Source organism: Defluviicoccus vanus, assembly GCF_014672695.1.
GTDB classification, from domain to species: Bacteria; Pseudomonadota; Alphaproteobacteria; order Rhodospirillales; family Defluviicoccaceae; genus Defluviicoccus; species Defluviicoccus vanus.
Genome location: NZ_CP053923.1, coordinates 1,146,962 through 1,173,191 on the forward strand (window position 1 = coordinate 1,146,962; position 26,230 = coordinate 1,173,191).

Below are 26,230 nucleotides of genomic sequence, written 5' to 3' on the forward strand. Positions count from 1 at the left end.
CGGAGGAGGAGGCCGGTGGACATGTCGACAGCGCTTTCCCTCGATCTTCGCGTCCGGGTTCTCAAGGCGGTGGCGGAAGGCGCGAGCCATCGCGCGGCGGCGGCGCGGTTCGGCGTCAGCGCCGCCAGCGTGAGCCGATGGCGGGCGCTGGAGCGGACGCAGGGTGATCCGCGCCCTGGCCCGCTCGGCGGCGACCGCCGCTCCGCCCGCGTCGAGGCGCAAGGCGCGCTGATCCGGCAGCTGATCGAGGCGACGCCGGACGTCACCACCGAAGAGCTGCGCGCGACGCTGGCCGAGCGGGGCCACGGTTTCGGCTACGGCACGCTGCAGCGGTTCTTCCGCCGCCACGGGCTCACGCGCAAAAAAGACCGGCCATGCGACCGAACAGGACCGCCCCGACATCCTGAAGCAGCGCGAGGCGTGGTTCGACGGCCAGATCGACCTGGCCCCGGAGCGCCTCGTGTTCATCGACGAGACCTGGGCGAAGACCAACATGGGCCGTACCTACGGCCGCGCGCCCCGCGGCGAGCGGCTGCGCATGGGCTTCCCCATGGCCACTGGAAGACCACGACCTTCGTCGGCGCCCTGACCATGCGCGGCATGATCGCCCCCTTCGTGCTCACCGGAGCGATCAACCGCGACGCCTTCGATGCCTATGTCGAGAAGGTGCTCGTCCCCGAGCTCCGCCCCGGCGACATCGTGATCATGGACAACCTGTCCAGCCACAAGGGGCCGCGCACCGATGCGCTGATCAAGGACGCGGGCGCCAGCCTCCTCTTCCTGCCGCCCTACAGCCCCGACTTCAACCCCATTGAGAAGGCGTTCGCGAAGCTCAAGGCCCTGCTCCGCAAGGCCGCCGAGCGCACCGTCGAAGCCCTCTGGGCCGCCATCGGCCGCTTCGCCGACGACTTCACCCCAGCCGAGTGCGCAAACTACTTCAGCGCCTGCGGATACGATCCAGACTGGTAGGATTCCGCTCTAGCCGCGATCATGCAAGAGGGGGAGTGGCGCGCCGTAGGATCGAGGCGCCGGTGGCCGGCCGCATGGTCGGGTTCGCCTGCGGAGACAAATAGTAGAGTCAAAATAGCTGGCTTCGATCGCTGCAACCATCAACGGCACACTACTTTTGAGATGCAATATTTACGCTTGGACAACCAGAACAACTCTACTACAGACTTATCTATGTACACACGTTATTATTGACACTGCGTATCAAAATAGGAGAAAATGCCGCAGCTTGAATAGACTGCAGTCACTATTGCTCAATAGGGCGAAAATGCAGCGAATAGGGATGGGAGGGAAGAAAACGTGCTGTCATCTTTTCGACGCACCGCACTTGTTGCCGGGATAGCTTTTATTGCATCGACGGCAAATGGCATCGCGGCGGAACCGAACCCTGTCCTTGATGCGGTCGAAGCAGTCAGTACCCGCACGCCGATGACGGTTACAGTGGGTCAGCCGCTGCAGAACCCACCGCAGATCGTCAGCAAGCAAGGCGTTCTATCAGCAACGCTGACTGTAGAGCCGGCACAACTCAGCGTCGCCGGACAACAGGTGCTCTTTACGGCATTGTATAATGGACTCTACACGCCGCCGCTTTTGCGAGTGATGCCGGGCGATCGCGTCACATTACTGCTGAATAATTTCGCTCAATTGCCGACTAATCTACATTACCATGGCTTCAATGTGACCCCGCGCTCGACTGGGGACAATATTTTCATCAGCGTCGATATGGGAGATTCGTTTCAATACGACTTCCCGATCCCGAAGAACCACCGGCAGGGCCTCTACTGGTACCACCCGCATCGGGATCCGCTGCTGAATACGCAAATCTCCGGTGGTATGGCGGGCGGCATCATCATCGGTGACGTCCTCGCTCCCTTTCCTTCGCTGAAGACTATTCCCGAACGGGTAATGCTGCTGAAGGATCTGAAGACAGCAAACGGCATGCCCGTCGAGGATCCCGACCCGAGCGGCCCGACCACCAAGCGAACAATCAACGGCCTCTATAAACCACAACTGCAAATGCGGCCCGGCCAGCTGGAATTCTGGCGAATCGGCAACCAAAGCTCGAACATATTCTACAAATTAAGTATGGGCGGACAGAAATTCTACGTCATTGCTACGGATGGCAATTTACAAAACCGACCGACGACGGTAACGACTCTTATTCTACCGCCCGGAAGCCGCCGCGAAGTCCTGGTCTACGGGCCGCCCGCCGGAACCTATCAGCTACAGGACGCCGCATTCAGCACCGGCCCCGCCGGCGATCAATATCCCGGGCAACTAATGCTGACGGTGATTTCGAAGGGCACCCCGGTCACTCCCATCCCCATCCCGCCGGCTACGGCGTTTCCGAAACTACCCGACTTGCGGAAGGGCCCGATCGCCAAGAATCGGACTATCGTCTTCGCCGATACGGTGCTGCCCGACCTGTTCTACATCAACGGCAAGCCTTACAGCCCCAATTGCGTCGACTCNGTGGTCAATCTCGGTGACGTTGAACGGTGGACGATCAAGAATACGGCACAGGAAGCGCACGTCTTTCACATCCACCAGCTCGATTTCCAAGTCATCGACATCAATGGCCAACCACAACCGTTCAACGGCTACAACGACGTGGTGACGCTTCCGGCAGCAGCGAGCGATAGCAAACCGAGTGTGGTGACGGTGCTAATCCCCTTCACCGACCCGGTTATTCTCGGCAAGTTCGTCTACCACTGTCATATCATCCAACATGAAGATCAGGGGATGATGTCGGTGGTGCAGGTGATCGACCCATCGAAGCCGCGGCCCGATATCAAGATGTGCCACACGACCCCGTGACGGACCGAGAGCGACGGCTCGATACGCGGCTTGCACCGCAGTTTCGCAAGCCGCTAGGAGGCCGGCTGTGGAAGGCATGCCTCTTGCGGGAGGTCGCCATCCGCCCCCGCACGGCGGCGAAATCCGTAGGGGCGCCCGCGACGAGATGCAGCTCTGCGTTCTACTCCGGCATTGACGGCGGATCGGGGTCGAAGTCCCAGTTCTTTTCGGCGCTGGGGTAGCGGACGATCCACTCTTCGAGCAGGCGGACGTGTTCCGCTTCCTCGCTGGCAAACTCGCTCGCCAGCTCCTTGATCCGGGGCACCTTCGTCGTCTTCGCCACCGTGGCGTAGAAGTCGTGTGCCTGCTGTTCCGCACGCAGGGCAAGCAGCAGCGCCTGCGAGGGCGTCATCATGTAGTGGACACTGTCGGCGCCGGGCGTCTCCGGGCTCTCGCCATCTTCCCAGGCAAAATCCCATGGCGCGATGTGCGGCAGTGTCAGTCCCGTGGCCAGGGATTGCACCTCGCTCGCGTGCATCCGCCCGTACTTGCAGAACTTGTAGAACAGCTCAGCCACTTCGGGATTGTTGTGTACCGCCATGCTGTCGCCGATCTCCTGGTAGCCATCGGCGGCTTCGTTCTCCAGGGTCAACGCATGCGCCAGGAACTCCTCCACTGTCGCGATATCGCCCGGGGCCTTCCTAACCTCAACCATCGTCCTTCTCCTTTTCCCGCACTGCCCTCGTTCAAGGCCCAGGCGTCAGACCGCAAACCATTTTTCCAGGTCCGCGACGCTTGCCGTCTCCTCCAGCTCCGGCCGGTAAACCGGACGATGCCCCTTGTACATCACCCCGGTGCTGAGGCCGTCATCGGCCATCAGCCAGCGGGCAGCGAGGTCGGCTTCCGAGGTGGTGACGATGTCGGCCTTGCGCACCGTGTTTTTCCACTCGCGCTGTTCCGGCTGATAGGTGACGCAGGGGCTCAGCACCTGCACCATGGAGAAGCCAGGATGACGGACAGCCTCGGTGATGACCCGCGCGGTGCCGTTGGGATCGCCGGCGAAGCAGCGGGCGATGAAGTTGGCCCCGGCGGCAAGCGCCACGGCCAGCGGATGGAACGGGCTCACCCCGGTGCCGTGCGGCGTCAACTTGCTCTTGTCCCAGTCGGCAGGCGTCGTCGGCGACGCCTGGCCCTTGGTCATGCCATAGACCTGATTGTCCATGACGATGTAGGTCATGTCGACGTTGCGACGACAGGCGTGGATGAAGTGGTTGCCGCCGATGGAATAGCCATCACCATCGCCACCAGCAACGATCACCAGCAGGTCCGGCCGTGCCACCTTGAGACCGGTGGCCACCGCCAGCGCCCGCCCATGCACCGAATGGAAGCCGTAGAGATTGGTGTAGGCGGGGATGCGTGACGAGCAACCGATGCCGGAAATGACGGCGATGTCCTCGCGGCGGACCGCAAGTTCGGCGAGCGCCTTGGTCAAGGACGACAACACCGAATAGTGGCCGCAACCGGGGCACCACACCGGCCGGTAATCGGACTTGAAGTCGCTCGCACTCAACGCCGTCTGCTCAGGAAGTGCGCTCATCGCTCAGCTCCAGGACTGGATGTGTTGCAGGACCTCACTCGAGCGGATCGGCAGCGGTCCCGGTCGGCTGAAGACGCGGATCTCACCCGGAAGGTCATAGAAGGCGCGCAGGTAGCGGTAGAACTGACGCGAATGGCTCTGCTCCACCACCAGCAGCCGCTCAACGCCGGCAAGCGCCTGCTCCAGCCGGTCGGTCTGCGCCGGGGCGAGAAGCCGCAGCGAAATCACCCGAAGATCCATGCCGGCTGCCCGCGCCAGTTCGGCCGCCTCGCGCACCGGCCCGGCGCACGATCCCCAGGTCACCACCGCAAGCGGGCCTTCGCCCTCGATCTCGGCCCAGTACTGGCCGTAGTCGAGATCCTCCAGCTTGCGAGCCCGCTTCGCCAGTTGCTCGCCATGGTCTTCGGCGCCGCTCGACGGTCGGCCGGTGACGCTGTGTTCAAGGCCGTCAGCGACGTACTCGCCACCCGGCGTGCCTGGGATCGCCATCGCCGAGACGCCCGATCCGGTGATCGCGTACCGTTGATAGGGTGTTGCCGCGGCAGCGGCGAAGGTTTCCCGCTTGCTGAAGAAGCTGATATCGGCAGGACGGTCGATGACGGCGCGCGACTGGCCGAGCGACTGATCCGTCAGCGTGATCACCGGAGCCTGTAACTGCTCCGCCAGATGCACCGACCACTGGGTGGTGAAGAGGCAATCGCTGATGGAGTTAGCAGCGGTGACGATATGTGGCGCGTCGCCATGCAGGCCATAGAGGGCGATGTTGAGGTCCGATTGCTCCGACTTGGTGGGAATGCCGGTGGACGGACCGCCACGCATGACGTTGACGACGACGATTGGCGTCTCGGAGGCCACCGACAGGCCGATCGCCTCCATCATCAACGCCAGGCCGGGGCCCGAGGTCGCCGTCAGCGATGGTGTGCCGCCGAAGGAGGCGCCGATGATCATGTTGATCGAGGCGAGTTCATCCTCCGCCTGCACCAGAACGCCCCCCACCTTCTCCAGGTTGGGCGCCAGCCACTCGAGGATTTCGGTTGCGGGAGTAATCGGATAGGCGGCGACGAAACGGATGCCACCGCGCACCGCGCCCAGGCCCGCCATCTCGTTGCCGCTGACGCTCCATCGATCGGTCCGCGCCGCCGTGCTCGCCCCTTGCAGATGGAAACGCCCTACGTCGAGGCCTTCGACCAAGGAGCGGCCGGCGGTGACGCCGGCGAGGCCGGCATCCAGCACCGCCTGGCCGCGTTTGCGCAGAGCCTTTTCGACCACCACCGTGATCGCGTCATCCGGTACGCCGAGGATGGCGGCGAGGACGCCCAGACCCAGCATGTTAAGACGGCCACCGGGCAGTGATTTCACCGTCTGCTGCAACGGCAGCGTGACGAATTGCGCACCACTGGCGACGATGCGTGACGGCGGTGGGCCGGCGTCGGCGTCACAGACGATCAGGCTTGCCGCGTCGAGCGGAATCTCGGCAGCGAAACGCTCGACGTTGAGCCAGTCGAGGGACACCATGACATCGAAGCGATTGTCGAGGCAATTGACTGGCTTCGCGCCAAGACGAATGAAGGCGGCAGCCTCGCCGCCGCGAATTTGCGGCCCGGTGGAGCGAGCCATCAGACCGTAAAGGCCGGTCCTCGCCGCGGCATTGAGCACCATTTGCGCCGCCGTCATCACCCCGGCACCACCGGCTCCGGTGATGGCGATCGACACCGTTTCAGCTGACACGGAGCCTTCCCTCCTTCTTATGAATTTGCTGCGCCTGTTTCGTTACAGGCCGCCATTCCTTGCCACCCGCCGCCGCGACACATCTCCGGACACCCGGCACCCGGGGGTGCAAGCACTCGTCGCCGCCGCGAGCAGACGTCACGGGCCGCCGGCATGCAAGCCGCATGCCTCGATAGCGGCATGGACCGGCCGGCGAGGCGCGACGGCGAGCACGATCGTCGCGCGAGGCAATGACCGACAGCAGTGGCGGCGGCAACAGCATGCTCGCCACTAACGCAAACGCCGCCATGGATCAATTGAATCCACACCGACGTCATTTCGCTTCCTGCGCTCCGCCTCACGCTAGCGCCATCGCCAATGCTTGATGCGGAAACTGCAGGGTAACCCGCAGGCCCGGGCCATTGTCGCTGAGCTCAACCTTTATCGCATGCAACTGGGCAATGGCTGCCACCAGACTAAGCCCGAGACCACTGCCCGGCTGCGAACGGCTGCGGTCGAGGCGGTAGAAGCGCTGGAAGACCCGTTCGCGCTCGGCTGGTGGAATCCCCGGACCATTGTCGGCGACAAGGCCGATCGGCCCCTCGCTTCCGGCGCCGAGACTGACCTCGATCGATTGGCCGCCGGGAGAATGGTCGAACGCGTTTTCGATCAGATTGACGATCATCTGTGTCAGCAACTGACGATCTCCGGCGACGTGGATATTCGGCTCGATCCGGCTCAGCAGTTTGCGACCACGGTCGTCGGCCACCGGGGCATAGAGATCCACCACCGTGGTGAAGACGTCTGACAGCGAAACATCGTCAAAACTGGCGCGCTGCGCTCCCGCCTCCAGCTGGGCGATGCGCAGCAGAGCGGAGAATGTCTCAAGGATGGCGTCGGTATCGCTGATCGCCGCCTCCACCGCCATATCGAAATCCTCGACCGAGCGCGCCGACGCACGCGCCCCTTCCAAGCGTTGCCGCAGCCGGGTCAGCGGCGTTCGCAGATCGTGGGCGATATCGTTGCTGACCTGATGCAGGCCTTGCATCAGCGCCGCGATACGATCGAGCATGGCATTGAGGTTTTCCGACAGGCGATCGAATTCGTCGTCGTTGCCACTGAGCGGTATCCGCCGCGCCAGGTCGCCTTGCATGATCTGTGCGCTGGTTCGATTGATGGCATCGATCCGCCGCAGCATACCGGCGCTCATGACGATGCCGCCGAGGACGCCCAGGACCACCGTTGCCGCCAGACTCCAGGCGAAGGCATCGAGGATCAGCGCCCGGACTTCGCGCAACCGATGGGCGTCATGCCCCACGAGCAGGAAGAGGCCGTCGGGAGGCAACACCACGCCGTGGGCGCGGATATATGCGTGCTCGGCTACCGGACTGCCACCGGCCGGAGGCGGCAGATTCTGCCACGTGCGTACCGGCGGCATCGCCGGTAGATTGCCGGCAATCCGCCGGCCAGCGCGGGTCTGCAGCAGGTAGTAATCGGCATGATCGCGGCTGTGCAGACGGCCTTCCAGCGTCTTCTGCAGCCGCGGCAAGCCGCCCAGGCGATATTCCTCCTGCAGGTCATGCAGATCGAGCTTGATGTCGGCTTCCAACTGCTGGGCTAGCAGACCCGCAATCGCCCAATAGGTTACGAGCAGGATGACGCAGACGGACGCGCCGAACAGGCCGACATAGAGTACCGTCAGCCGAAAGTTCGAGGTACGAAGGAGCCTATTCCGGCGCACGGAGGATGTAGCCGGCGCCGCGTACAGTATGGATCAGATCCACGTCGAAACCCTTGTCGATCTTGCTGCGCAACCGGCTGATGTGCGTCTCGACCACATTGGTCTTTGGATCGAAGTGCAGTTCCCACACATGCTCCAGGAGCATCGTTCGCGTCACCACCTGCCCGGCGTGGCGCAGCAAATAGGCCAACAGATCAAACTCGCGCGGCTGCAGTTCGATCGGCCGCTCACGCCGCCGGACCCGCCGCTTCAGTAGATCCAGTTCCAGGTCGCCACATCGAAGCACCGTCTGCTGGTCCTGCAGCGTCGGCCGGCGGCAGAGCGCGTCGACCCGCGCCAGCAATTCGGCAAAGGCGAAGGGCTTGACGAGATAATCGTCGCCACCGGCGTTGAGGCCACTGACCCGGTCGTCGACGGAGCCGAGCGCGGTCAGGAACAGGACCGGCACTTTCAGCCCGGCGCCGCGGACCGTTTTCACAAGTGCCAGCCCGTCCAGGCCCGGCAGCATCCGATCGACGATCAGGAGATCGAAGGGTGTGCCGGCGGCCAGGAACAAGCCGTCGCGGCCATTGTCGGCGATGTCCACCCCGTGCCCCTGTTCGCGCAGGCCATTGGCGACAAAACCAGCGGTGACGCTGTCATCTTCGATAAGTAGAATCTTCATGGCCACTATTCTAACGATATCGCTGCCGCAGCGGGACTCCTTCGCCGATCGGGCGAATGCAAGGCAGGACGCGCGAGGCGTGGACTAAGGCCTGCAGGTCAAGGCCAGGCCTCAGTCCGGCATCAGCGTTGGGTTGCTACTTCGCCGCCCCCTCCTTCGCCCCCATCTCTCCGCTGACGCTCGACGACTTCATCGGCGAGACAGCGTGACCGAGTTCCGCATCGACAAACACCGTTTCGCTCCTGCCCGCCTTTTCGACCACCACTGCATAGGTTAACTTGCCCTCATGCATCTTGTAACTGGCCTCGATCGCTTTGCCACCGGAACTGGTCTCGGCGACCGACATGGCATCGGCGAGCGTTGTCTTTGCCGCCGCGAGTTCATGCAGTTCGTTCTGGTGCTCCCTGGCGAGGTCTTTCAGCGAGGTAATCTGCTTTGATTTCAGTACCGCGCCACTGGTGGGATCGACGATCAGCTTCAGCAGCGCGTCCGCGTTCACCGCTTTCACCTCGTAAACCGTCTCCATCTTTTCCTTGCGAGCGAAGACCTCGAACGCATGCGCTTTGCTGTATTGTTCTGCCTTTTCGACCGCTTCGATCGGCGACACTTTGGCATGCAGCGTTAGCGCAACCTCTTTCGCCGTTTCTGTCGCCAGTGGCGCAGCCACCGCGAGACCACTGCTGCTAACCGTGACGGCGGCCATCAACGCCACCGGCAAAACCATCCTTCGCAACATAGTCGTCTTGCTCCTTTGCCGATCGCAACACCGAGTGTGCGTGCTGCATGCCAAGCAGTATCGCTCTTTGCCGATTGGCGACATTTTGTCCAAACTATACCGATTGGTGAGGAGTAACGGGCGATGCGCGGAGCGAACATTGCGTTTGCGTGAACAATGTGCATACAATACGCAAAATATGAAGTGTATTGCGTGCGGGACCGACGTTTTGACCTTGGCACTGTCAAGAACCCGAACGGGTGGGAACGCGCCCGAAGTGGCGAGTATTCGCCATGATCGGCACCGAATGCGCCGCCATCTTGCATTTGCGATGGTTATTCGCGTTGACTGTTGGCGTCGCGTTGGCAGCACCGATGCAGCACGCCATGGCGCAGCGCGCTTCACCTGATATCCCGCCGGCGGCGCTGCCGGACGTCCGACTGCAGCGATTGCCGACTGAGGAGGCGCCGAGCCCGGCACCGCAGTTGAGTGTACCACCACCAGCGCCGGCGTATCCCTCGCCAAGTGCTGGTGCGGTACGCTTCCGGTTGCAGCGCGTTGATCTGTTCGGCGTGACTGCTTATCCGGTCACGGAGCTGCAGGCAACCTTCGACCCTCTCATCGACACCGAGGTCACGCTGGCTGACATCTATCGGTTGGCGAAGAACATCGAGCGCCGTTACCGCGACGATGGCTATTTCCTTAGCCGGGCAATCGTGCCGGTGCAGACAGTGGAAGACGGCCGCGTGCGNCTCCAGGTGCTGGAAGGATTCGTCGCCGCGGTGCGGATCGAAGGCGACGTCGGCGCCGTCCAATCCCTGCTCCAGGCCTACATCGACCCGGTGACCCGCGAGCGCCCATTGCGTTTCGCCACGCTGGAGCGCGCGCTGCTGCTCGCCAACGACCTGCCGGGACTGAGCGTTTCGGGCCTATTGCAACCGGCGCCGAGCCAACCCGGCGCCGCCGATCTGGTGGTGAGCGCCAGTCGCCAGCCCTTCGAGGCGTCGATGCTCGTCGACAACCTGGGCGACGACTACACCGGTCGCTACGAGTATGCGGCGAGCGTATCCTCCAACGCCTGGACGCCGCTGGGCGAACGGGTGAGCGCTGTCGGCTTCGTCACCAATCCCTTCGACGACCATAACCAGAAGGTTGGTCAGTTCTCCACCTCCTGGCGTCTGGGTGGCGACGGGCTGGCGCTGGAAACCATCTATTCCTACGGGGTGTCACATCCGGGATCGACGGTCGCCCCGCTCGACATCGAGAGCAACACCTGGCTCGCCGGCGCCAGCGCCGTTTATCCGGTCATCCGCAGCCGCAGCTTCAATCTCTCCGGTCGCTTCGGCTTCGAGGCACTCAACGACAATGTCGATTTCTTCGGCAACACCACCTTGTCGCGCGACCGTCTACGCGTATTATTAATGACGGCGAACATCGATTTCCGCGACGCTTGGCGCGGTACCAACACCTTCGAAACGACGCTGCGTCAGGGATTGCCGGTGCTCGACGCCACCCGTCGCAGCGATGACGACAAGTCACGATCGGACGGAACCGGCCAGGCGACGGTGTTTCAGGCATCACTGTCGCGTTTGCAGCCGGTTTACGACAACTTGGCCGTCTATGTCGCTTCGAGTGGCCAGTACGCCTTCACCAGCGTCCTCTCGGATCAGGAGTTTCTCCTTGGTGGAGCCCAGTTCGGTCGCGGCTACGATTATGCGACGCTTGCCGGCGACAGCGGCATCGGCGGCACGGCAGAACTCCGCTACACCCAGCCGCTGCCGTGGGCTGAGTTTGATCGGGTTCAGGTATTCGGGTTTGTCGACGGCGGTCGCGTCTGGGACCGGCAGACGCTGGGCGAGGACCAACTCACCTCTACCGGCGGCGGCCTGCGGCTGTTTCCCTTCGATAGGCTGTTCTTCGAACTGGTGGGGGCAAAGCCGCTGACACTGGACAGTGGCCGGGCCAACGGGGACCGCGATCCGCAGTTCCTTTTCCGGGCGGTGGGACGATTGTGAGGCGCGAAACGATGTGGCGGACAGCGCTCTGGACGATGGCGGCAGCAATCGCCGCGTTGGTGCCCGCGGCGGCAATCGCCAACCCGCAGGGCGGCACCGTTGCTGGTGGCAGCGCATCGATCAATCACAATGGTAACGAAACCACCATTACCCAGACCAGTGACCGGGCGATCATCAACTGGGAGAAATTTGGCATCAGCGCGGGTGAGATCACCCGCTTCCAACAGTTGGGAAAGGAGTCAATCGCTCTCAATCGCGTTATCGGCGACGGATCAGGCATCTCGCCGTCGGTGATCGACGGCATCCTCACCGCCAACGGCGGCGTCTGGTTGGTCAATCCGAGCGGTGTCTTCTTCGGCCCAACGGCCCGGGTGGACGTACACAGTCTGGTGGCGACCACCGCCAACATTCTCGACGCCGATTTCATGCACGACACCTTCGCCTTCGCGTTCCCGACCGCCGATGCCAACGCGTCAATCATCAATCAAGGCACGATCACGGTGGGGGAGATGGGCCTGGCGGCGCTGGTGGCGCCGCACGTGCGCAACCAGGGCGTGATCGAAGGACGGCGGGCGACGGTGATCCTCGCCGGGGTGCCCACGTTTACTCTCGACTTCGACGGCGACGGGCTGGTGCGGTTCGCCGCAACTTCGGCGGTGACCACTGCACCGGCGGGCGCCAACGCCCTGGTGGAAAACCCTGGCACCATCAGTACGCCGGGCGGAACCGTCATGCTGACCGCCAGCGCCGCCCTCCACGTGATCGAAAACGTCATCAACACCTCGGGCGTGGTCGAAGCCCGCGGTATCTCGGTTCAAAACGGCAAGATTATCCTCGACGGCGGTGAACATGGCTGGATCGCCGTCAACGGCACGCTCGATACCGCGCCGGGCGAGGTGGGCGCCCACGCCGGCAGCATCGATCTCGTCGGCGACCACATTACCCTCAATAAGAAAGCGGTGGTGGATGCGGCCGGCTCGGCCGATGGTGGCTCGATCTCGATTACGGCGCGGAACGCCCTCGGCATCTCCGCGCCGATCACCCAGCCCGGCGACACCGACATCTCGTTGCAGGCCAATAACATCTACATCTATCAGCCGGTGCAGACAGGCGGCACTGTCCGTATGCGCGCCATAAACGCCACAACCGAGCGTGCCGGATTGGTCAGCGCCCAGCAGCTAGACGTCGCGAGTACGGCGAACGCCACTCACACCCCCGGTGGCGGAAGCGTAAGCCTTGCCACCAACGTGCGCGAGCTCGCCATTGGCAGCAAAGGGCCAAGCCACCGGACCTTCCACGACGTCAGCATCACCAACACCGGCGATCTGACGGTGGGCCATGTGGACAATACCCGGAATCGCCGCCGATAACGTGCTGCTGAAAACCGACGGCACGCTGACCCTGAATGCGGCGATTCAAACCACCGGCAGTGGTGATCCACTGGTCCTCGTCGCCAACCGCTTTCTCAATCGGGCGGGAAGCGCCGCGCTCTCCACTTCCAACGCCGGACGATGGCTGGTTTATTCGCTCGATCCCGCCGCCGATGAACGCGCTGGGCTTAATGGTACCCTGCTCTACAATACCGGCTATGCCACGTCGCCGCCGGGAAGCATCGCCACCGCCGGTAATGTCTTCGCCTATGCGCAATCACCGCCACCCCCGCCGCCAGCGGCCGAGCCGGCCGAGCCGGCCGACGTTCTGGAGATCGCCACCACCCCAATCAACACGGAACCGCTGATCCAGGTAACCACGCCGCTCGATCGCGGCGCTCGCCTTCGACGCGCAGTTGATCGCCATCGCTCCGCCAGCGGACGACCGGCCGGAAGATGACCCTCTGTTTGCCAGCGACGGTAATCGCGAGCTGTGGGACCTCGTCCGTGGCCGCTGATGCTCGGGGAGGCAAACGTCGGCTTCCCCAATGGACCATATTGTTGCGCACCGCCGGCGCCGCCGCTGTCAGCAGCCTGCTGCTCGCCTGTCAGGCAGGTGCACCGCGCACCGTCGCCACGCTGTCATCCGTTGACGCCGGCGCCAACCTCCTGGGTGAGCCCTGCCGCATCGAAAGCCCGCGAACGAAGCCGGCGCCTGGAAGCGAAGTCCAGTTCGAGATCTACTGCGGCAAATGGGAACAGCCGAGCGCCCGGCTGGTCCGCTCCACCGGTTCCGGATCGCTCGACGACCTGGCGCAATCGAGCGCTTGGCGCGCCAGCCTTGACGGCTTTGCCAACTGCCAAACACCCAAGCCCGCAGCGGTCCTGGGCGACGTCCCTGCCCTGACCTTTGCCTGCGCCGTTCGTCCCGGCAGCTGGTCGTACCAAGCGATGGTGGCGCGGATCGGCGATACCGCCTACATGGGCGACAGCATTCCGGCAGCCACGGAGGTGCTGGAGCGGGCGATGGCGATCATGTCCGGCCGGGAGAGGCCGCCCAGCAGTGCGGCAAGCAAGGCGGCCGAGGACGGTGGCAACACCACGGGTACGCGCCTCTACAGCGCCGGCCAACTCGCCGCCTACCGGCAACTCTTGCATACGGCGCAATACTACAATCGGCAGGGCAACTATCCGGAAGCCGAGAAGCTCTATCGGCGAGCGCTGGCGCTGCAGGAAGAGCGCTCGGCCAACAACGATGGCGGTCTCGCCTATGTGCTGATGCATGTCGGCCTCGAGCTGAGCAACCAGGAGCGCTTTGCCGAGGCACAGGCTTTCTTCGCCCAGGCGGAGGCACTCCTTCCCTATTCCCTTGATCCGGCAGATGAATCCCGGCTAACCAGCTATCGCGCCATCGATTTCGCCAATCAGAAGCGCTCGCAGCGGGCGGCGGAAATGGCCGAAGACGCCTCGAATGCAAGACGCGTGCTCGCAACCAAGGTGCCTGGGTCCTCCGATCAGCTCGAGCAGGTGGCCTCCGTGCCTGTCGCCGTCGGCGGTACCCGCGGACGCTCATCACAACTGTCGCTTCGTTCTCTGGGCGGCGGCGAAACGGCACAGGGCGACATCGTCCACAGCCGCTCGATTGAGGCGGCGATGCTGTTGCGCCAGGGTGAACTCGACAAGGCGGATGCGGCCCTGAACGACGCGCTTGCCATCCTTGATACGGAACCGCGCGCGCCCCGCCAATGGCGGCCGCAGTTGCAGGTCCTGCAGGGCCTTGTCGCCGAGCGACGCGGCAATCTCACGGCCGCCGACAGCTTCCTCAGCGACGCGATNCGACGGTTATCGGGCGCTCGGCGCCGGCTCCCCAACGAAGCGCTGGCACTGCTCGACCTGGGCCGGGTGCGCGCCGCGGAAGGACAGGAGCAATCGGCGCTCACGACCTTTCGGGCCGGGTTCGTGCTGATCAAGGCCGCCGGCTCCGGCGTTCGCTTCGATGATGCGGCGGCGTATTTCGATCTCGCCCTCACCGAAGCGGCACGCAATCCGCAAGCCCGCGCGGACCTGCAGGCGGACATGTTCGCCGTGGGCCAGCTTATCCGCAGCAGCGAGACCAGCCAAAGCATCGCCCTTGCCGCGGCCAGGCTTTCGGCCAGCGACCGCGAGGTGGGCAGTTTGATCCGCGCCCTGCAGGATGCGCAGCGCGAGCGCGATGCCGCGGCGCAGGCACTGCTCCAGGCACAGGCGTCGCCGTCGGCGCTGGCGCCGCAGATCGAGGCACTGGAAGCACGCTGGCAGACGGCCAGCGCCAAGGTCTCCGCGGCGGAGCGGGAGGTGCAGGTGGCGGCACCACGCTACAACCAGCTGATCGACACGCCCACCACACCGCAGGCGGTGGCGGCGGCACTGATGCCAGACGAAGCGCTGCTGCAGATCATCGTCGGCCCAACACATGCGTTGGGTTTCATCATCGATGCCTCAGGTACAGAGGTCTATCGGATCGAAGTTGGCGAGCAGGCGGCTCTCCGCTTTGTCACCCTGCTGCGCGCGCCCTTCGATCAGGTGCTGGGGGCACCCTTCGATACCGCGACGGCCTACGAGCTCTATGGCAAGCTCCTCGCCCCGGTCGCACCGCGGCTGGCGCGGGCGAAGCACCTGATCTACGTGCCGAGCGGTCCCCTGACCAGCATGCCCTTCGGTCTCCTCGTCAGCGAGCCGCCGAACCCGGCCGCTCGCGACGACTACAGTCACGTCGCCTGGCTGGCGAAACAAGTTGGACTGACTCTCGCGCCATCGGTGCAATCCTTTGTTGCCCTGCGCACGACAGTGCAGCCATCGCAGGCGACCCGTGGCATGGTGGGCTTCGGCGACTTCCTGCCCGATCGCAACATCGAAGCAACGCTAAAAGCGCGCGGGCTTCCCGAAACCTGTCGTCAGGCCATCAAGTCATTGGCGGACATGCCACGGCTGCCCGGAACAGTGCCTGAGTTGCAGGCGGCGAGGACGGCACTCGGCGGTGCCGGCAGCGTCAATCACCTGCAACCTGATTTCACCGAAAAGACGGTGCGAAGCGAACACCTTGCCGACTTCCGGGTGGTCTATTTCGCCACCCATGCCCTGTTGCCGCACGACTTCAATTGCTGGGCCGAGCCGTTGCTCCTCACATCGGGCGGTGGCGATGGCGACAATGACGGCCTCCTCGTCGCCAGCGAGATCGCCGAGCTTTCGCTTGATGCCGATCTGGTCGTGCTCTCGGCATGTAACACTGCGGCGCCTGACGGCGGCATGGGCGGCGACAGCCTTTCCGGTTTGGCGCGCGCCTTCTTCTACGCCGGGGCGCGGGCGCTGCTGGTCACTCACTGGCGCATCCCCGATACCCCGACGCAGAAGCTGATGACGACATTTTTTGGCGATCTGGTGGCTCGTCAACTGACCCTCGCCGAGGCACTGCGTCAGGCGCAGACGGCGCTAATCGCCGATCCGCGCACGGCGCACCCGCTGAACTGGGGTGCGTTCAGTATCGTCGGTGACGGCGGCAAGCGCCTGCAGCCCCGGGCAGCGCTAGCGGTGCCGACGCACTAGCGTTAACCCACGGCGCATGAGCAGCGATCGCTGGCGCCTGCGGGTCCTGTTGCCGGTCGCGGCGATCTGTCTCGCCTGCGGTAGCGCCAGTTACTTCGCACCACGCCTGGTCCCCTTCTTTGCCGTCGCCGAACAATGGCTGGTGGATCTCAGGGTAGCATTGCTGACGCCGGCAGAACCGCAACGCTCGGACATTGTCCTGGTGACGATCACCGAAGAGACGCTGGCAACCCTCGCCTACCGCTCGCCAGTGGATCGCGCCTTCCTCGCTGACATCCTGCAATGGCTGGACGATGCTGGCGTCAAGGCCATCGGCATCGATCTGCTGTTCGATCAGGCGACGGAATCGGCGAAGGACAACCAGTTGCACCGCGTCCTGCAAGGGTTGCACACGCCCACCGTCCTCGCCTGGGCGGATGCGGACGACGGCTTGCGTGAACCGCAGAGCCAATTTCTTGCCGCCTACCTCTATGGTCTGCACAAGGGCTACGTAACCATCCTCACCGACCCCTACCTTGGCGTCGTCCGCTGGATTTATCCGGGACGCGACTGGCAGGGAACCGCCATTGACGGGTTCCCCTGGGCGGTGGCGCGGGCGGCCGGTGTGGCGAACGTTGCCGCCCCCGACTCTGCCCTGCAAGCGATGCCGCTCGCCTTCCGTCAGCCGCCCGACGCGACGACGCCACCCTTCCGCAGCTTTGCCGCCCACATGCTGTCGCTGATGCCGAAAGCCTGGTTTACCGGCAAGATCGTCCTGATCGGCTCCGATCTGCCGCACATCGACCAGCACCGGACGCCGGCGACGACGGTTTACGGCGAACAGCGCGGCTCGCAACCAGGGGTCGCTATTCATGCGCACGCCATCGCCCAGTTGCTTGACGGCCGCCGCGCAGAGGCGATTACACCGCTCACCGATGCCACGACCGTGGCCGTGATCACCGCGGCGGCGATGTTGATTGCCGCGCTCAATCTGTCGATNCCGCTGCACACCGCCATCGGCGTCGCCTCCTTCGCCGCCCTCTGGCTGGTTGGATTCGCGCTGTTCCAGTGGGTGGGCGTGTTGATTCCACTGGTGACGCCGAGTCTGGCGTTCGCGCTGACCTTCGCCGCCGGCAACGCCTACTGGCGTGGGCGCAGTCGTCGTCACAGCACCTTCATTCAGGAGGCATTCACCCGTTTCACCTCGCCGGCGGTGGTGGAGGCGCTGATCCGCGATCCTGAACGGTTGCGCTTGGGTGGCGAGAAGCGGGAGATCAGTTGCCTGTTCACCGACGTCGCCAGCTTCACCTCCTGGGTCGAAGCCACGGATCCCGAACAAGCGGTGGCTACGCTCAACGCCTACCTCAACGAGTTGTGCCGGATCGCCTTCGAGCACGACGGAACGATCGACAAGCTGGTGGGTGATGCTCTCCATCTCATGTTCGGCGCCCCGCTGGAGCAGCCGGATCATCCCGAGCGTGCCGTCCGCTGCGCCATGGCGATGGACGCCTTTGCCCGCAGTTTCGCCGCCAGCGAACGGGCAAAGGGAAGCCAATTTGGCGATACCCGGATCGGCGTCCACACCGGGTCTGCCGTGGTCGGTAATTTTGGCGGCGATCGCTTCTTCGATTACACCGCCTACGGCGATATGGTGAACGCCACCGCCCGCCTGGAGTCGGCCAACAAGCATCTGGGAACCCTGGTCTGCGTCAGCGGCGCGACGGCCGGCCGCTGCTCGGGGATCACCTTTCGGCCCATTGGCTCGCTGATCGTCGTCGGTAAGAGCGAGCCGATCGACGTATACGAGCCATTAACCCCGGCGTTGGCCACGACAATCGATCTCAAGAAATATCTTGAGGCCTATGACCGGTTGCGGGAGCATGCAACCTGTGCCTACGACGCGTTCGCCGCGATGGCCGCTGCCAATCCGGATGACGGCCTCGTTCGCTTTCAGGCGAAGCGATTGGCGAATGGCGAGACCGGAGTGGTGCTTCGCCTGGCTGAGAAGTGAAGCAGTACACTCGAAGCAACGGGAGAAGTGGGTGACCTACGCAAGAGGACTGTTGTTCGCGGCATCCGCGATGGTCTTGGCGGTTCTGCTGGTGCCGCTCTCTGCCGCCGGTGCGGCCGAGCTGGTTATTGTCGAGTCGACGGCGCCGCAACTGCCCGCCGGGCAGGTGATCAATACCACAAGCCCACTGGTCGTTCCGGCCGGAGCGCGGATTGCCATCGTCGGCGACGACGGTAAGGTGAACCGGATCGAGGGACCGTATTCCGGTACACCGACGGCCGCCGCGCCTGCCGCCGGCGGTGCCGCGGCGGGTGGCGATAAGGGTGTCGTTCCGGCACTGTCGCGACTGTTCGCCGATAAGGGACCATCGGCCTCGTCATGGGGCACCTTCCGTGGTGCCGAAGGCGGTGATGGCGCCGACACCCCGCCGGAGGTGTGGGCGATAAACATGATGCACGCTGAGACTGTCTGTGTGCCAAGCGGGGTCGAGCCGTTTCTCTGGCGCGCCGACGCCAGTCAGGCCGCCTCGCTTATCCTGCTGCAACTCGCCACCGGGCGCGAAGGCGCGATCGAGATCATCCCCGGCAAACAGACGGCGCCGTGGCCACCGACGCTGCAGCTGCGCGACGGCGGTGAGTATGCCATCCGCGATACCGGCAACACCTGGGAGCGCCGCCTGTTCATTCGGGTTATTCCCGCCGACAAATCAAGCGGCATTGCCCAGGTTGCCTGGATGTCTGATGCCGGCTGCGTCCGCCAGGCGAAAAGGCTGCTCACTCAGCTGACCAACTGATCAAAGCGAGAGATGGACGAAGAGTCAGGAAAGAGGCGTTGCCGGCGTCACGGTGCCGGGCCTATTCCTTATGTTCGCACCCCGGCGAGAACGTCCCCTCGCCGCAACGGACAACGAACCAGGAAACATAGCCTCAACCATGACCAAGGCATCGGACACCCCTGCCCACGACCCCACCGACCCTGCCGCCTACGCCTTCTTCACCCGGGAGAAGGTGCGATTCTCCGACGTTGACCGGTACCGACACGTCAATAACGTCGCGACCGCCACCTATTGTGAAACCGGTCGCGTCGAGTTCGCCGAGTTTCTCGCGCCCGGATCCACCTCCGGCGAGGGAGCAGGCTGGGTGATCGTCAAGCTGACGGTTCACTTCCTAGCCCAGGCGCATTTTCCGGGCGACGTGGTTGTCGGTTCACGGGTCGAGCATATCGGCCGTACCTCCTGCCGCATTGGCCAGGGATTGTTCATGGACAACATCTGCTTCGCCACCTCGGACGCAGTACTGGTCTGGGTCGACATGGACGACGGCGGCAAGGCGACGCCGTTGCCGCCGGACCTCGTCGATCATCTGCGCGCCAACATGACCTGACGCACGCCGTCTTTTTCGCTCTATTCCCCTCGATCGCCGAGCGACGTCACGAAAACTTCACCTCGATGACCCTGCCCGCGGGCTGGCAGCAGGTAAACTGCGGACGCCAAACTCAGGCGGAGGCGGATCGGCGGATCCGCGGGCGATAACGGGACTGGAGGGAAGACCACATGCGACCATTCATTCTGGGCGCGACGGCCGCGCTGGCGAGCGTGGTGCTCATCAACAGCGCCGCACTGGCTAAATCGTCGATCCGGCTGGAACTGGCCGGCAGCTACAAGACGGGCGTTTACGGCGAAGGTGCGGCAGAAATCAGTGCCTATGACTGCGCAACGAAGCGGGCATTCGTCGTCAACGGTGACAGCGAGAGCATCGACATCCTCGATCTCAGCGACCCGGCAAACCCCGTCAAGGTAGGTGCGCTCAGTGTGCTGGACTACGGCAGCCCGAACAGCGTCGCCACCGCACGCGGGTTGATTGCCATCGCCGTCGAGGCCGAACCGAAGACCGAACCCGGCCACGTGCTGTTCTACACCGTCACCGGCACCTTCCTCAGCGCCGTCGAGGTGGGTGCTCAGCCGGACATGCTCACCTTCACCCCTGACGGCAAGTCCGTCCTCGTCGCCAACGAGGGCGAAGCGACGGAAGGCACCGGCCTGCCCAACCCGGTAGGGTCGATCTCGCTGATCGACATTGCCAAGGGGCCGCGCCACGCGGTGGTCACCACCCTCGGCTTCGAGGCCTACAACGGCCAGAAGACCCAGTTGATCGCCAAGGGGGTCCGCTTCGTCGATCCGAACGCGACGGTGGCGCAGGATCTGGAGCCGGAGTATATCGCCGTCGCCCCCGACGGCAGCCGCGCCTGGGTCTCGCTGCAGGAAAACAATGCCCTTGCCTTCGTCGACCTCAAGACAAAGTCGATCGATGATATTGTCGGCCTCGGCAGCAAGAACTTCGCTCTTGCCGCCAACCCGCTCGACGCCAGCGATAAAGACGGCAAGATCAACATCGTCAACTGGCCGGCCAGCGGCTTCTATATGCCGGACGGCCTCGTCGCCTTCAGTGGCAAAGGCAAAACCTACCTGATCAGCGCCAACGAGGGCGACGATCGCGACGACTTCCTGCCGGGTGGCGAGACCGCCCGGGTCAAGAACCTCAAGCTTGATCCGACCGTCTTTCCCAATGCGTCGACACTGCAGCAGGACGAGAACCTTGGCCGATTGACCGTCTCCAAGCTCGACGGCGACACCGACGGCGATGGCGACTACGACCAGTTGTTCGCCTTCGGTGCCCGCTCATTCTCGATCTGGGGTGCTGACGGCACGCTCGCCTGGGATAGCGGGGCTGCCCTGGAACAGATCACCGCCGCCGCGTTGCCGGCCGACTTCAATTCCGACAACGCCAAGAATAATTCCTTCGATACGCGCAGCGACAACAAAGGCCCAGAGCCGGAGGGAGTTGCCGTCGGCCAGGTCAACGGCCATCTGTTCGCGTTCATCGGGCTCGAACGGATCGGCGGGGTCGTAGCTTACAACATCGACAACCCGCTGGCGCCCACGTTTGTCCAGTACATCAACAACCGCGACTTTGCCGGCGACGCAGAGAAGGGAATCGCGGGCGACCTCGGACCGGAAGGCGTCGAGTTCGTCCCCGCCGGCCACTCCCCCACCGGCACCCCGCTCCTCATCGTCGCCAACGAGGTCAGCGGCAGCACCTCGATCTACTACGTCAAGCGCGTGCCCTAAAAGCCTGCATCGAGGCTAGGCGAACCTTGCGGCGAGGGGAACATCGGGCGATACCCCTCGCCGTCCTTGGTCCGTTAACGACGCCAGCGATCAGCTTTGCACCCAGGGGAGAGAGTCGGCCCGCCAGCCGGTGACGGAGTTGCGGTGACGGCCCTGATCCATGTCGCCCTCGAACCCATTGAGAATATTGTAGCAGCGGCTGTAGCCGCGCTGGGTCATCGCGATCGCCGCGGCGCGCGAACGCGCCCCCGATCGGCACAGAAACAGGATCGGCGCCGTTGGATCAGCGACCACTTTTTCCGTCTCGGCGACAAAGCGCGGATTGCGCTCCATGGTCGGAAACAGGACCCAGGAGTTGTAAACGGCGTCCTTGCCGAGACTGCTCAGATCGGGGATGCCGACGAACGACCACTCGGCAGCGGTTCGCACATCGACCAGAACCGCGTTAGGCTCCTTCGCCAGCATTGCCCAGGCGTCCTTCGGCATGATATCTCCCGCGTATTCGTCGGCCATCGGATCATCTCCTCCATACCCATGCATTGACGTTGCGACGGCGGCCGGTTGCCACAGCGCTGCCAGCCTCATCCCAGGCGCTGCCGACGCGCCGCGCCAAGCACCGCCATCATTTCGGCGAAACTGGTAAACTTGCGCCGCGGTGCCGGCGCGTCGGCACGCGTGACCTCCTGCTCGTTGAGCAGCCGCCAGTCATCGAAGGTCACATAGCGAATCTGCCGCTCTGCGAGCAAGCGCTCCAGGCCTGCCCGTCCGGGCCGGGCGGTGGCAGCCGCGTCCGATCCCAGTTCGGCAAGGATTTGCTCGGCACAGTGCTCGCCGTCCGGCTTGTTACTGCCGATGACCCCGGTGGGCCCGCGCTTCGCCCAACCGACGGCGAACAGTCTGGAGTCGACGCGACCGTTAATGTTCTCCACCCGACCCGCATCCGCATTGAAGGGCACGCCCGGCAATGGGCTCGCCCGATAACCGATTGCCGTGATCACCGTGCCGCAGGCGATGTCGCACACCGCGTCAGTCGCCACCAGACGACCGGCTTCCACCCGGTTGCGACGATAGCGGAGCGCCTCTACGTGCGCGTGGCCGATGATTGCCTCGGGTGCAGCAAAAAACTGGAACTGCAGTCGCTTGTGTGCACCGCAGGGGGCGACCGCAGAAAAGCTGCGGAAAAGCTTCAGCACCTTGTCGTCATCAGCGGCATCCTCCGGCATGTCGGCCGGATCAACAAGCGGCGTGCAATCGGTCAGCCGAGCGATTTCGCGCATCTCAGCCGGGGCGAACTTGGTATTTGCCGGGCCCCGGCGTCCCAGGACGTGAACAGTTTCGATCCCCGCCGCGGCAATGGCATCCAGAGCATAGCCGGGGATATCGGAAGCGGCCATCTCGTCCGGTGTCTTGACCAAAATGCGGGCGATGTCGAGGGCCACATTGCCGTTGCCGATCACCACCGTCGACGGCGACAGGCGGGGGTTGAGATCGCGAAAGTCGGGGTGACCGTTGTACCAGCCGACAAAAGCGGAAGCGCCGTAAACCCCTTCAAGCTGTTCGCCGGGCACCCCCAGCATGCGGTCGTTCGGTGCACCCGCGGCCACCACCAGAGCATCGTACTGTGCGAGCAGGTCATCGATCGTGATGTCGCGGCCGACTTCGACGTTGCCGTAAAAGTGCACGAGGTTAGCGAGGGCGGTCTGTTCGAACTTCCGAACCACCTGCTTGGTGCTCTGGTGATCCGGTGCGACGCCGGCACGCACCAGACCATAGGGCGTGGGCAGTCGTTCGATGATGTCGATCGTCACCGTCTGGCAACGTTCCAGCAGTGCCTCGACGGTATAAAATCCCGCCGGCCCGGCACCGATGATGGCGACCGTGATGCCCACGCCAGCGTCCTCCTGCCGCATGCCTTACTGTTGTCGGTGCGACAGCATCAACCGGTTATGGTCCAGGTATCACCGCCGCGCAGCAGCGCGTTCAGCTTCTCTACCGACGGCAGCGGCGACATTGCCGCCTCGACCGCGGCATCGAGCGTCGTCGCCGGGTTGCAGTAGAGCACGCCGAGCGCCACCGGCATCGACGGCGGTTCCAGCGACGCCAGCAGGATCGCCAGAGTCTTGTTGGTCTGGTCGTGAACGAGGATGTCATCCACGCTGACGCCATTTTCGCCGAGCGTGACCGCTTCCAGCGTCAGTGACCGGGTGTTGAGCACAAGGCCGCGGCTCTTGTTCGGTCCGAACAGCAACGGCTCGCCATGCCGCACATGCAACTGTGTCGACGCAGCCACGTCCTTCTCGGTGAAACCGGCGAAGACCGCGTCGTTGTAGACGATGCAGTTCTGGAAGATCTCGACGAAGGAGGCGCCGTGGTGTGCCTTGGCCGCCTTCAGCACCTCCACCAAGTGTTTTTGCAGCGTATCGATCGAGCGAGCAACAAAACGGGCGCCGGCGCCGAGCGCAAATTGCGCCGCCGAGATCGGCTGCTCCAGCGAGCCCCGGGGTGACGTCGGGGTGCGGGTACCAGTCCGCGACGTGGGCGAATACTGGCCCTTGGTCAAACCGTATATCTCGTTGTTAAACAACATGATCTGCAGATCGATGTTGCGGCGCAGGACGTGCAGCAGATGATTGCCACCGATGGACAGGGCGTCGCCATCGCCGGTGACCAGCCAGACGTCGAGATCCGGATTGGCGAGCTTGACCCCGGTCGCCACCGCCGGTGCACGGCCGTGGATGGTGTGAAAACCGTAGGTCGACATGTAGTAGGGAAACCGCGACGAGCAGCCGATTCCGGAGACGAACACGGTATCTTCCCGCCGTGCGCCGAGGTCAGCGAGCGTCTTCTGCACCGCCTTCAATATGGCGTAGTCACCGCAACCGGGGCACCAGCGGACCTCCTGATCGGTCGCGTAGTCCTTCGGTGACAGCGCCGGCCGCGCCGGTGCCACGGGGGTGATAACGTTCATCTCAGTTTCCCAGTCGTTGCCGCACCGCCGTTTCGATCTCCTCGATCTTGAACGGCTGGCCAGCGATCTTGTTGAGCCCCTCTGCATTCAGTAGATAGCGGCTGCGCAGTAGTTGCAGCAACTGCCCCTGATTCATCTCCGGCACAAGCACGTGCTCGTAGCCGGCCAGCAGCTGGCCCAGGTTGGCCGGTAGCGGCGAGAGATGGCGCAGATGGATGTGGGCGACGCTGTAGCCCTCGGCAAGCAGCGTCCCGACGGCACGGCTGATCGGCCCATGCGTCGAACCCCAGCCGACGATTGCCAAGCGTCCCGACGTCGGCCCCTGGTCCACTGACTGGGGCGGAATGTCGGTGGCGATCCGCTCGATCTTCGCCGCCCGGGCTTCGGTCATCCGCTGGTGATTGGCCGGGTCGTAGGAAATGTGCCCGGAGATGAAGTCCTTCTCGATGCCGCCGATCCGATGCTCCAGACCCGCCGTGCCCGGCACCGCCCAGGCGCGGGCCATGGTCGTCGGATCGCGCAGGAAGGGCTGAAAGCCGTCGACTTCGGTGCGAAAGGCCACCGGGAACGCCGGCAACGCATTCACGTCCGGCACGTGCCAGGGCTGAGCGGCGTTGGCGATGTAACCATCGGAGAGCACGATCACCGGCGTCATGTACTTCGTCGCGATGCGCACCGCCTCTACCGCCACATCGAAGCAATCGGCCGGCGCACTCGCGGCCAGTACCGCCAGCGGCGTCTCGCCGTGACGGCCATAGAGCGCCTGCAGCAGGTCCGACTGCTCGGTCTTCGTTGGCATGCCAGTGGACGGCCCGGCACGCTGGGTGTTGATGACGACGAGCGGCAGTTCGACGGCGACGGCGAGGCTGATGGCCTCGCTCTTCAAGGCCAGCCCCGGCCCGGAAGACGAGGTGATGCCGATGGCGCCGGCAAAGGAGGCACCGATGGCAGCGCAACAGGCGGCGATCTCGTCCTCCGCCTGCAGGGTTGTCGTCCCCAGGTGCGACAGCTTGGCCAGCGTGTGCAGGATCGGCGACGCCGGCGTGATCGGATAGGAGGCGAAGAACAGCCGCAGGTTAGCCAGATACGCGCCGACCACCAGCCCCCAGGCCAGTGCTTCGCCGCCGGTGGTGGTCCGGTAAAGCCCTGCCGGCAAGTGAGCCGGCGCGACGCTGAAGGTGGGCAGGTCGCCCTGCAGTTCAGCGGTTTCGCCAAAAGCATGCCCGGCGTCGAGGGCGGCGATATTCGCGTCCGCAAGCACCGGCTCGTTGGCAAACCGCTGGCGGATCCACTGCTCGGTGGGACGGCGATCGCGATCGAACATCCAATAGACGAGGCCGAGCGTCCACATGTTCTTGCAGCGCAATCCGTCACTCTGGGTAAGATCGAACCGCTTGACCGCTTCCAGGGTCAACCGCGAGACGTCGACGCGAATCGTCCGGTAGGGACGCAGCGTGCCGTCTTCGAGCGGGTCTCCGGCATAGCCGGCTTTGCGCAAGCTGCGGGCAGAGACGGCGCCAGTGTCGATGATGACGATGCCACCCGGTTTCACCTTGGCCAGTTCGACCTTGAGTGCCGCCGGATTGAGTGCGACCAGAACGTCGGGGANATCGCCCGCGGTCTTGATCGCCCGCGCACCGAAGTTGATCTGAAAGGCGGAGACGCCGTATGTGGTTCCCGTGGGGGCACGGATCTCCGCCGGAAAATCCGGAAAGGTCGCGAGGTCGTTGCCGGCAAGTGCCGTCACCGCCGCAAAGCGGCCTCCGGTGAGCTGAATCCCGTCGCCGGAGTCGCCGGCGAAGCGAACGACGACCGACTCACGCGACTCGCGCGGCGTCGCGTTGCGCAAGGTGGGTTGGTCGAGTGTATTCGTTGACATATGTTCCCGACGATAGTCTGCGGCTCTTGTGCGACGCGCTTTCGCGTCACCGCCGAGGTTGGAACCTGAT

20 protein-coding genes are annotated in these 26,230 nt (G+C 64.0%); 10 read left to right on the plus strand and 10 right to left on the minus strand.

Features of this window, described 5'->3' with window-relative positions:
* Positions 1 to 21: 21 nt before the first annotated feature.
* Together HQ394_RS05190 and HQ394_RS05195 are read left to right on the plus strand one after the other, a co-directional pair.
* Positions 22 to 969, plus strand: coding sequence for an IS630 family transposase (locus HQ394_RS05190; protein WP_223291524.1), 948 nt, complete (start codon positions 22 to 24; stop codon positions 967 to 969).
* A 468-nt stretch (positions 970 to 1,437) separates the two neighbouring features.
* On the plus strand, positions 1,438 to 2,826 hold the full coding sequence (locus tag HQ394_RS05195) for a multicopper oxidase family protein (RefSeq protein WP_456151538.1): 1,389 nt from the start codon (positions 1,438 to 1,440) through the stop codon (positions 2,824 to 2,826).
* A gap of 160 nt (positions 2,827 to 2,986) precedes the next feature.
* Here HQ394_RS05195 and HQ394_RS05200 read toward each other — a convergent pair whose 3' ends face one another.
* The 6 genes from HQ394_RS05200 to HQ394_RS05225 all read right to left on the minus strand — a co-directional run bounded on the left by HQ394_RS05200 (position 2,987) and on the right by HQ394_RS05225 (position 9,226).
* The gene (locus tag HQ394_RS05200; RefSeq protein ID WP_190262382.1) at positions 2,987 to 3,520 is read right to left on the minus strand and encodes a ferritin-like domain-containing protein; all 534 of its coding nucleotides are present in this window, start codon (positions 3,518 to 3,520) and stop codon (positions 2,987 to 2,989) included.
* Between the two features lie 45 nt (positions 3,521 to 3,565).
* A complete protein-coding gene (locus HQ394_RS05205; RefSeq protein ID WP_190262383.1) occupies positions 3,566 to 4,402 on the minus strand; it encodes a 2-oxoacid:ferredoxin oxidoreductase subunit beta in 837 nt (278 codons plus the stop codon).
* Between the two features lie 3 nt (positions 4,403 to 4,405).
* Complete coding sequence (locus HQ394_RS05210; protein WP_190262384.1) at positions 4,406 to 6,130, minus strand: 2-oxoacid:acceptor oxidoreductase subunit alpha; 1,725 nt, start codon at positions 6,128 to 6,130, stop codon at positions 4,406 to 4,408.
* A gap of 337 nt (positions 6,131 to 6,467) precedes the next feature.
* Positions 6,468 to 7,850, minus strand: a complete 1,383-nt coding sequence (locus HQ394_RS05215) for a sensor histidine kinase (RefSeq protein ID WP_190262385.1) — start codon at positions 7,848 to 7,850, stop codon at positions 6,468 to 6,470.
* Positions 7,837 to 8,514, minus strand: coding sequence for a winged helix-turn-helix domain-containing protein (locus HQ394_RS05220; protein ID WP_190262386.1), 678 nt, complete (start codon positions 8,512 to 8,514; stop codon positions 7,837 to 7,839). The genes HQ394_RS05215 and HQ394_RS05220 overlap by 14 nt, the downstream gene beginning before the upstream one ends.
* Positions 8,515 to 8,650: 136 nt before the next feature.
* Positions 8,651 to 9,226 carry a PepSY domain-containing protein gene (locus HQ394_RS05225; protein ID WP_223291861.1) on the minus strand — a complete coding sequence of 192 codons (576 nt, stop codon included), beginning with the start codon at positions 9,224 to 9,226 and terminating at the stop codon, positions 8,651 to 8,653.
* A gap of 389 nt (positions 9,227 to 9,615) precedes the next feature.
* Here HQ394_RS05225 and HQ394_RS05230 point away from each other — a divergent pair, with 389 nt between their 5' ends.
* The 8 genes from HQ394_RS05230 to HQ394_RS05265 all read left to right on the plus strand — a co-directional run bounded on the left by HQ394_RS05230 (position 9,616) and on the right by HQ394_RS05265 (position 21,313).
* Positions 9,616 to 11,244, plus strand: a complete 1,629-nt coding sequence (locus tag HQ394_RS05230) for a ShlB/FhaC/HecB family hemolysin secretion/activation protein (RefSeq protein WP_456151539.1) — start codon at positions 9,616 to 9,618, stop codon at positions 11,242 to 11,244.
* 11 nt (positions 11,245 to 11,255) lie between these two features.
* Complete coding sequence (locus HQ394_RS05235; RefSeq protein ID WP_190262389.1) at positions 11,256 to 12,614, plus strand: two-partner secretion domain-containing protein; 1,359 nt, start codon at positions 11,256 to 11,258, stop codon at positions 12,612 to 12,614.
* Complete coding sequence (locus HQ394_RS05240) at positions 12,583 to 13,074, plus strand: hypothetical protein (protein ID WP_190262390.1); 492 nt, start codon at positions 12,583 to 12,585, stop codon at positions 13,072 to 13,074. The genes HQ394_RS05235 and HQ394_RS05240 overlap by 32 nt, the downstream gene beginning before the upstream one ends.
* A 575-nt stretch (positions 13,075 to 13,649) precedes the next feature.
* The gene (locus HQ394_RS05245; protein ID WP_456151540.1) at positions 13,650 to 16,196 is read left to right on the plus strand and encodes a CHAT domain-containing protein; all 2,547 of its coding nucleotides are present in this window, start codon (positions 13,650 to 13,652) and stop codon (positions 16,194 to 16,196) included.
* 16 nt (positions 16,197 to 16,212) lie between these two features.
* Positions 16,213 to 18,186, plus strand: a complete 1,974-nt coding sequence (locus HQ394_RS05250; protein WP_190262392.1) for an adenylate/guanylate cyclase domain-containing protein — start codon at positions 16,213 to 16,215, stop codon at positions 18,184 to 18,186.
* A 31-nt stretch (positions 18,187 to 18,217) separates the two neighbouring features.
* Positions 18,218 to 18,979 carry a hypothetical protein gene (locus HQ394_RS05255; protein ID WP_190262393.1) on the plus strand — a complete coding sequence of 254 codons (762 nt, stop codon included), beginning with the start codon at positions 18,218 to 18,220 and terminating at the stop codon, positions 18,977 to 18,979.
* Positions 18,980 to 19,118: 139 nt separating this feature from the next.
* Complete coding sequence (locus HQ394_RS05260; RefSeq protein ID WP_190262394.1) at positions 19,119 to 19,568, plus strand: acyl-CoA thioesterase; 450 nt, start codon at positions 19,119 to 19,121, stop codon at positions 19,566 to 19,568.
* Between the two features lie 170 nt (positions 19,569 to 19,738).
* Positions 19,739 to 21,313, plus strand: a complete 1,575-nt coding sequence (locus HQ394_RS05265) for a choice-of-anchor I family protein (RefSeq protein ID WP_190262395.1) — start codon at positions 19,739 to 19,741, stop codon at positions 21,311 to 21,313.
* A gap of 90 nt (positions 21,314 to 21,403) precedes the next feature.
* Here HQ394_RS05265 and HQ394_RS05270 read toward each other — a convergent pair whose 3' ends face one another.
* The 4 genes from HQ394_RS05270 to HQ394_RS05285 form a co-directional block, all read right to left on the minus strand.
* On the minus strand, positions 21,404 to 21,826 hold the full coding sequence (locus HQ394_RS05270) for a rhodanese-like domain-containing protein (RefSeq protein WP_190262396.1): 423 nt from the start codon (positions 21,824 to 21,826) through the stop codon (positions 21,404 to 21,406).
* 68 nt (positions 21,827 to 21,894) lie between these two features.
* Positions 21,895 to 23,202 (minus strand): FAD-dependent oxidoreductase, encoded by a 1,308-nt coding sequence (locus tag HQ394_RS05275; protein WP_223291864.1) that lies wholly within the window; start codon positions 23,200 to 23,202, stop codon positions 21,895 to 21,897.
* A 47-nt stretch (positions 23,203 to 23,249) separates the two neighbouring features.
* Entirely contained in the window at positions 23,250 to 24,281 is a 1,032-nt protein-coding gene (locus HQ394_RS05280; RefSeq protein ID WP_190262398.1) for a 2-oxoacid:ferredoxin oxidoreductase subunit beta, read from the minus strand.
* A 1-nt stretch (position 24,282) separates the two neighbouring features.
* A complete protein-coding gene (locus tag HQ394_RS05285; protein WP_190262399.1) occupies positions 24,283 to 26,160 on the minus strand; it encodes a 2-oxoacid:acceptor oxidoreductase subunit alpha in 1,878 nt (625 codons plus the stop codon).
* Positions 26,161 to 26,230: the final 70 nt, after the last annotated feature.

Bases quoted from the DNA above. Each gene is read 5' to 3' on its own strand.
- HQ394_RS05190 (WP_223291524.1), top strand. From the start codon at position 22: ATGTCGACAGCGCTTTCCCTCGATCTTCGCGTCCGGGTTCTCAAGGCG.
- HQ394_RS05200 (WP_190262382.1), bottom strand. From the start codon at position 3,520: ATGGTTGAGGTTAGGAAGGCCCCGGGCGATATCGCGACAGTGGAGGAG.
- HQ394_RS05205 (WP_190262383.1), bottom strand. From the start codon at position 4,402: ATGAGCGCACTTCCTGAGCAGACGGCGTTGAGTGCGAGCGACTTCAAG.
- HQ394_RS05220 (WP_190262386.1), bottom strand. From the start codon at position 8,514: ATGAAGATTCTACTTATCGAAGATGACAGCGTCACCGCTGGTTTTGTC.
- HQ394_RS05235 (WP_190262389.1), top strand. From the start codon at position 11,256: ATGTGGCGGACAGCGCTCTGGACGATGGCGGCAGCAATCGCCGCGTTG.
- HQ394_RS05240 (WP_190262390.1), top strand. From the start codon at position 12,583: ATGTGGACAATACCCGGAATCGCCGCCGATAACGTGCTGCTGAAAACC.
- HQ394_RS05260 (WP_190262394.1), top strand. From the start codon at position 19,119: ATGACCAAGGCATCGGACACCCCTGCCCACGACCCCACCGACCCTGCC.
- HQ394_RS05265 (WP_190262395.1), top strand. From the start codon at position 19,739: ATGCGACCATTCATTCTGGGCGCGACGGCCGCGCTGGCGAGCGTGGTG.
- HQ394_RS05270 (WP_190262396.1), bottom strand. From the start codon at position 21,826: ATGGCCGACGAATACGCGGGAGATATCATGCCGAAGGACGCCTGGGCA.
- HQ394_RS05280 (WP_190262398.1), bottom strand. From the start codon at position 24,281: ATGAACGTTATCACCCCCGTGGCACCGGCGCGGCCGGCGCTGTCACCG.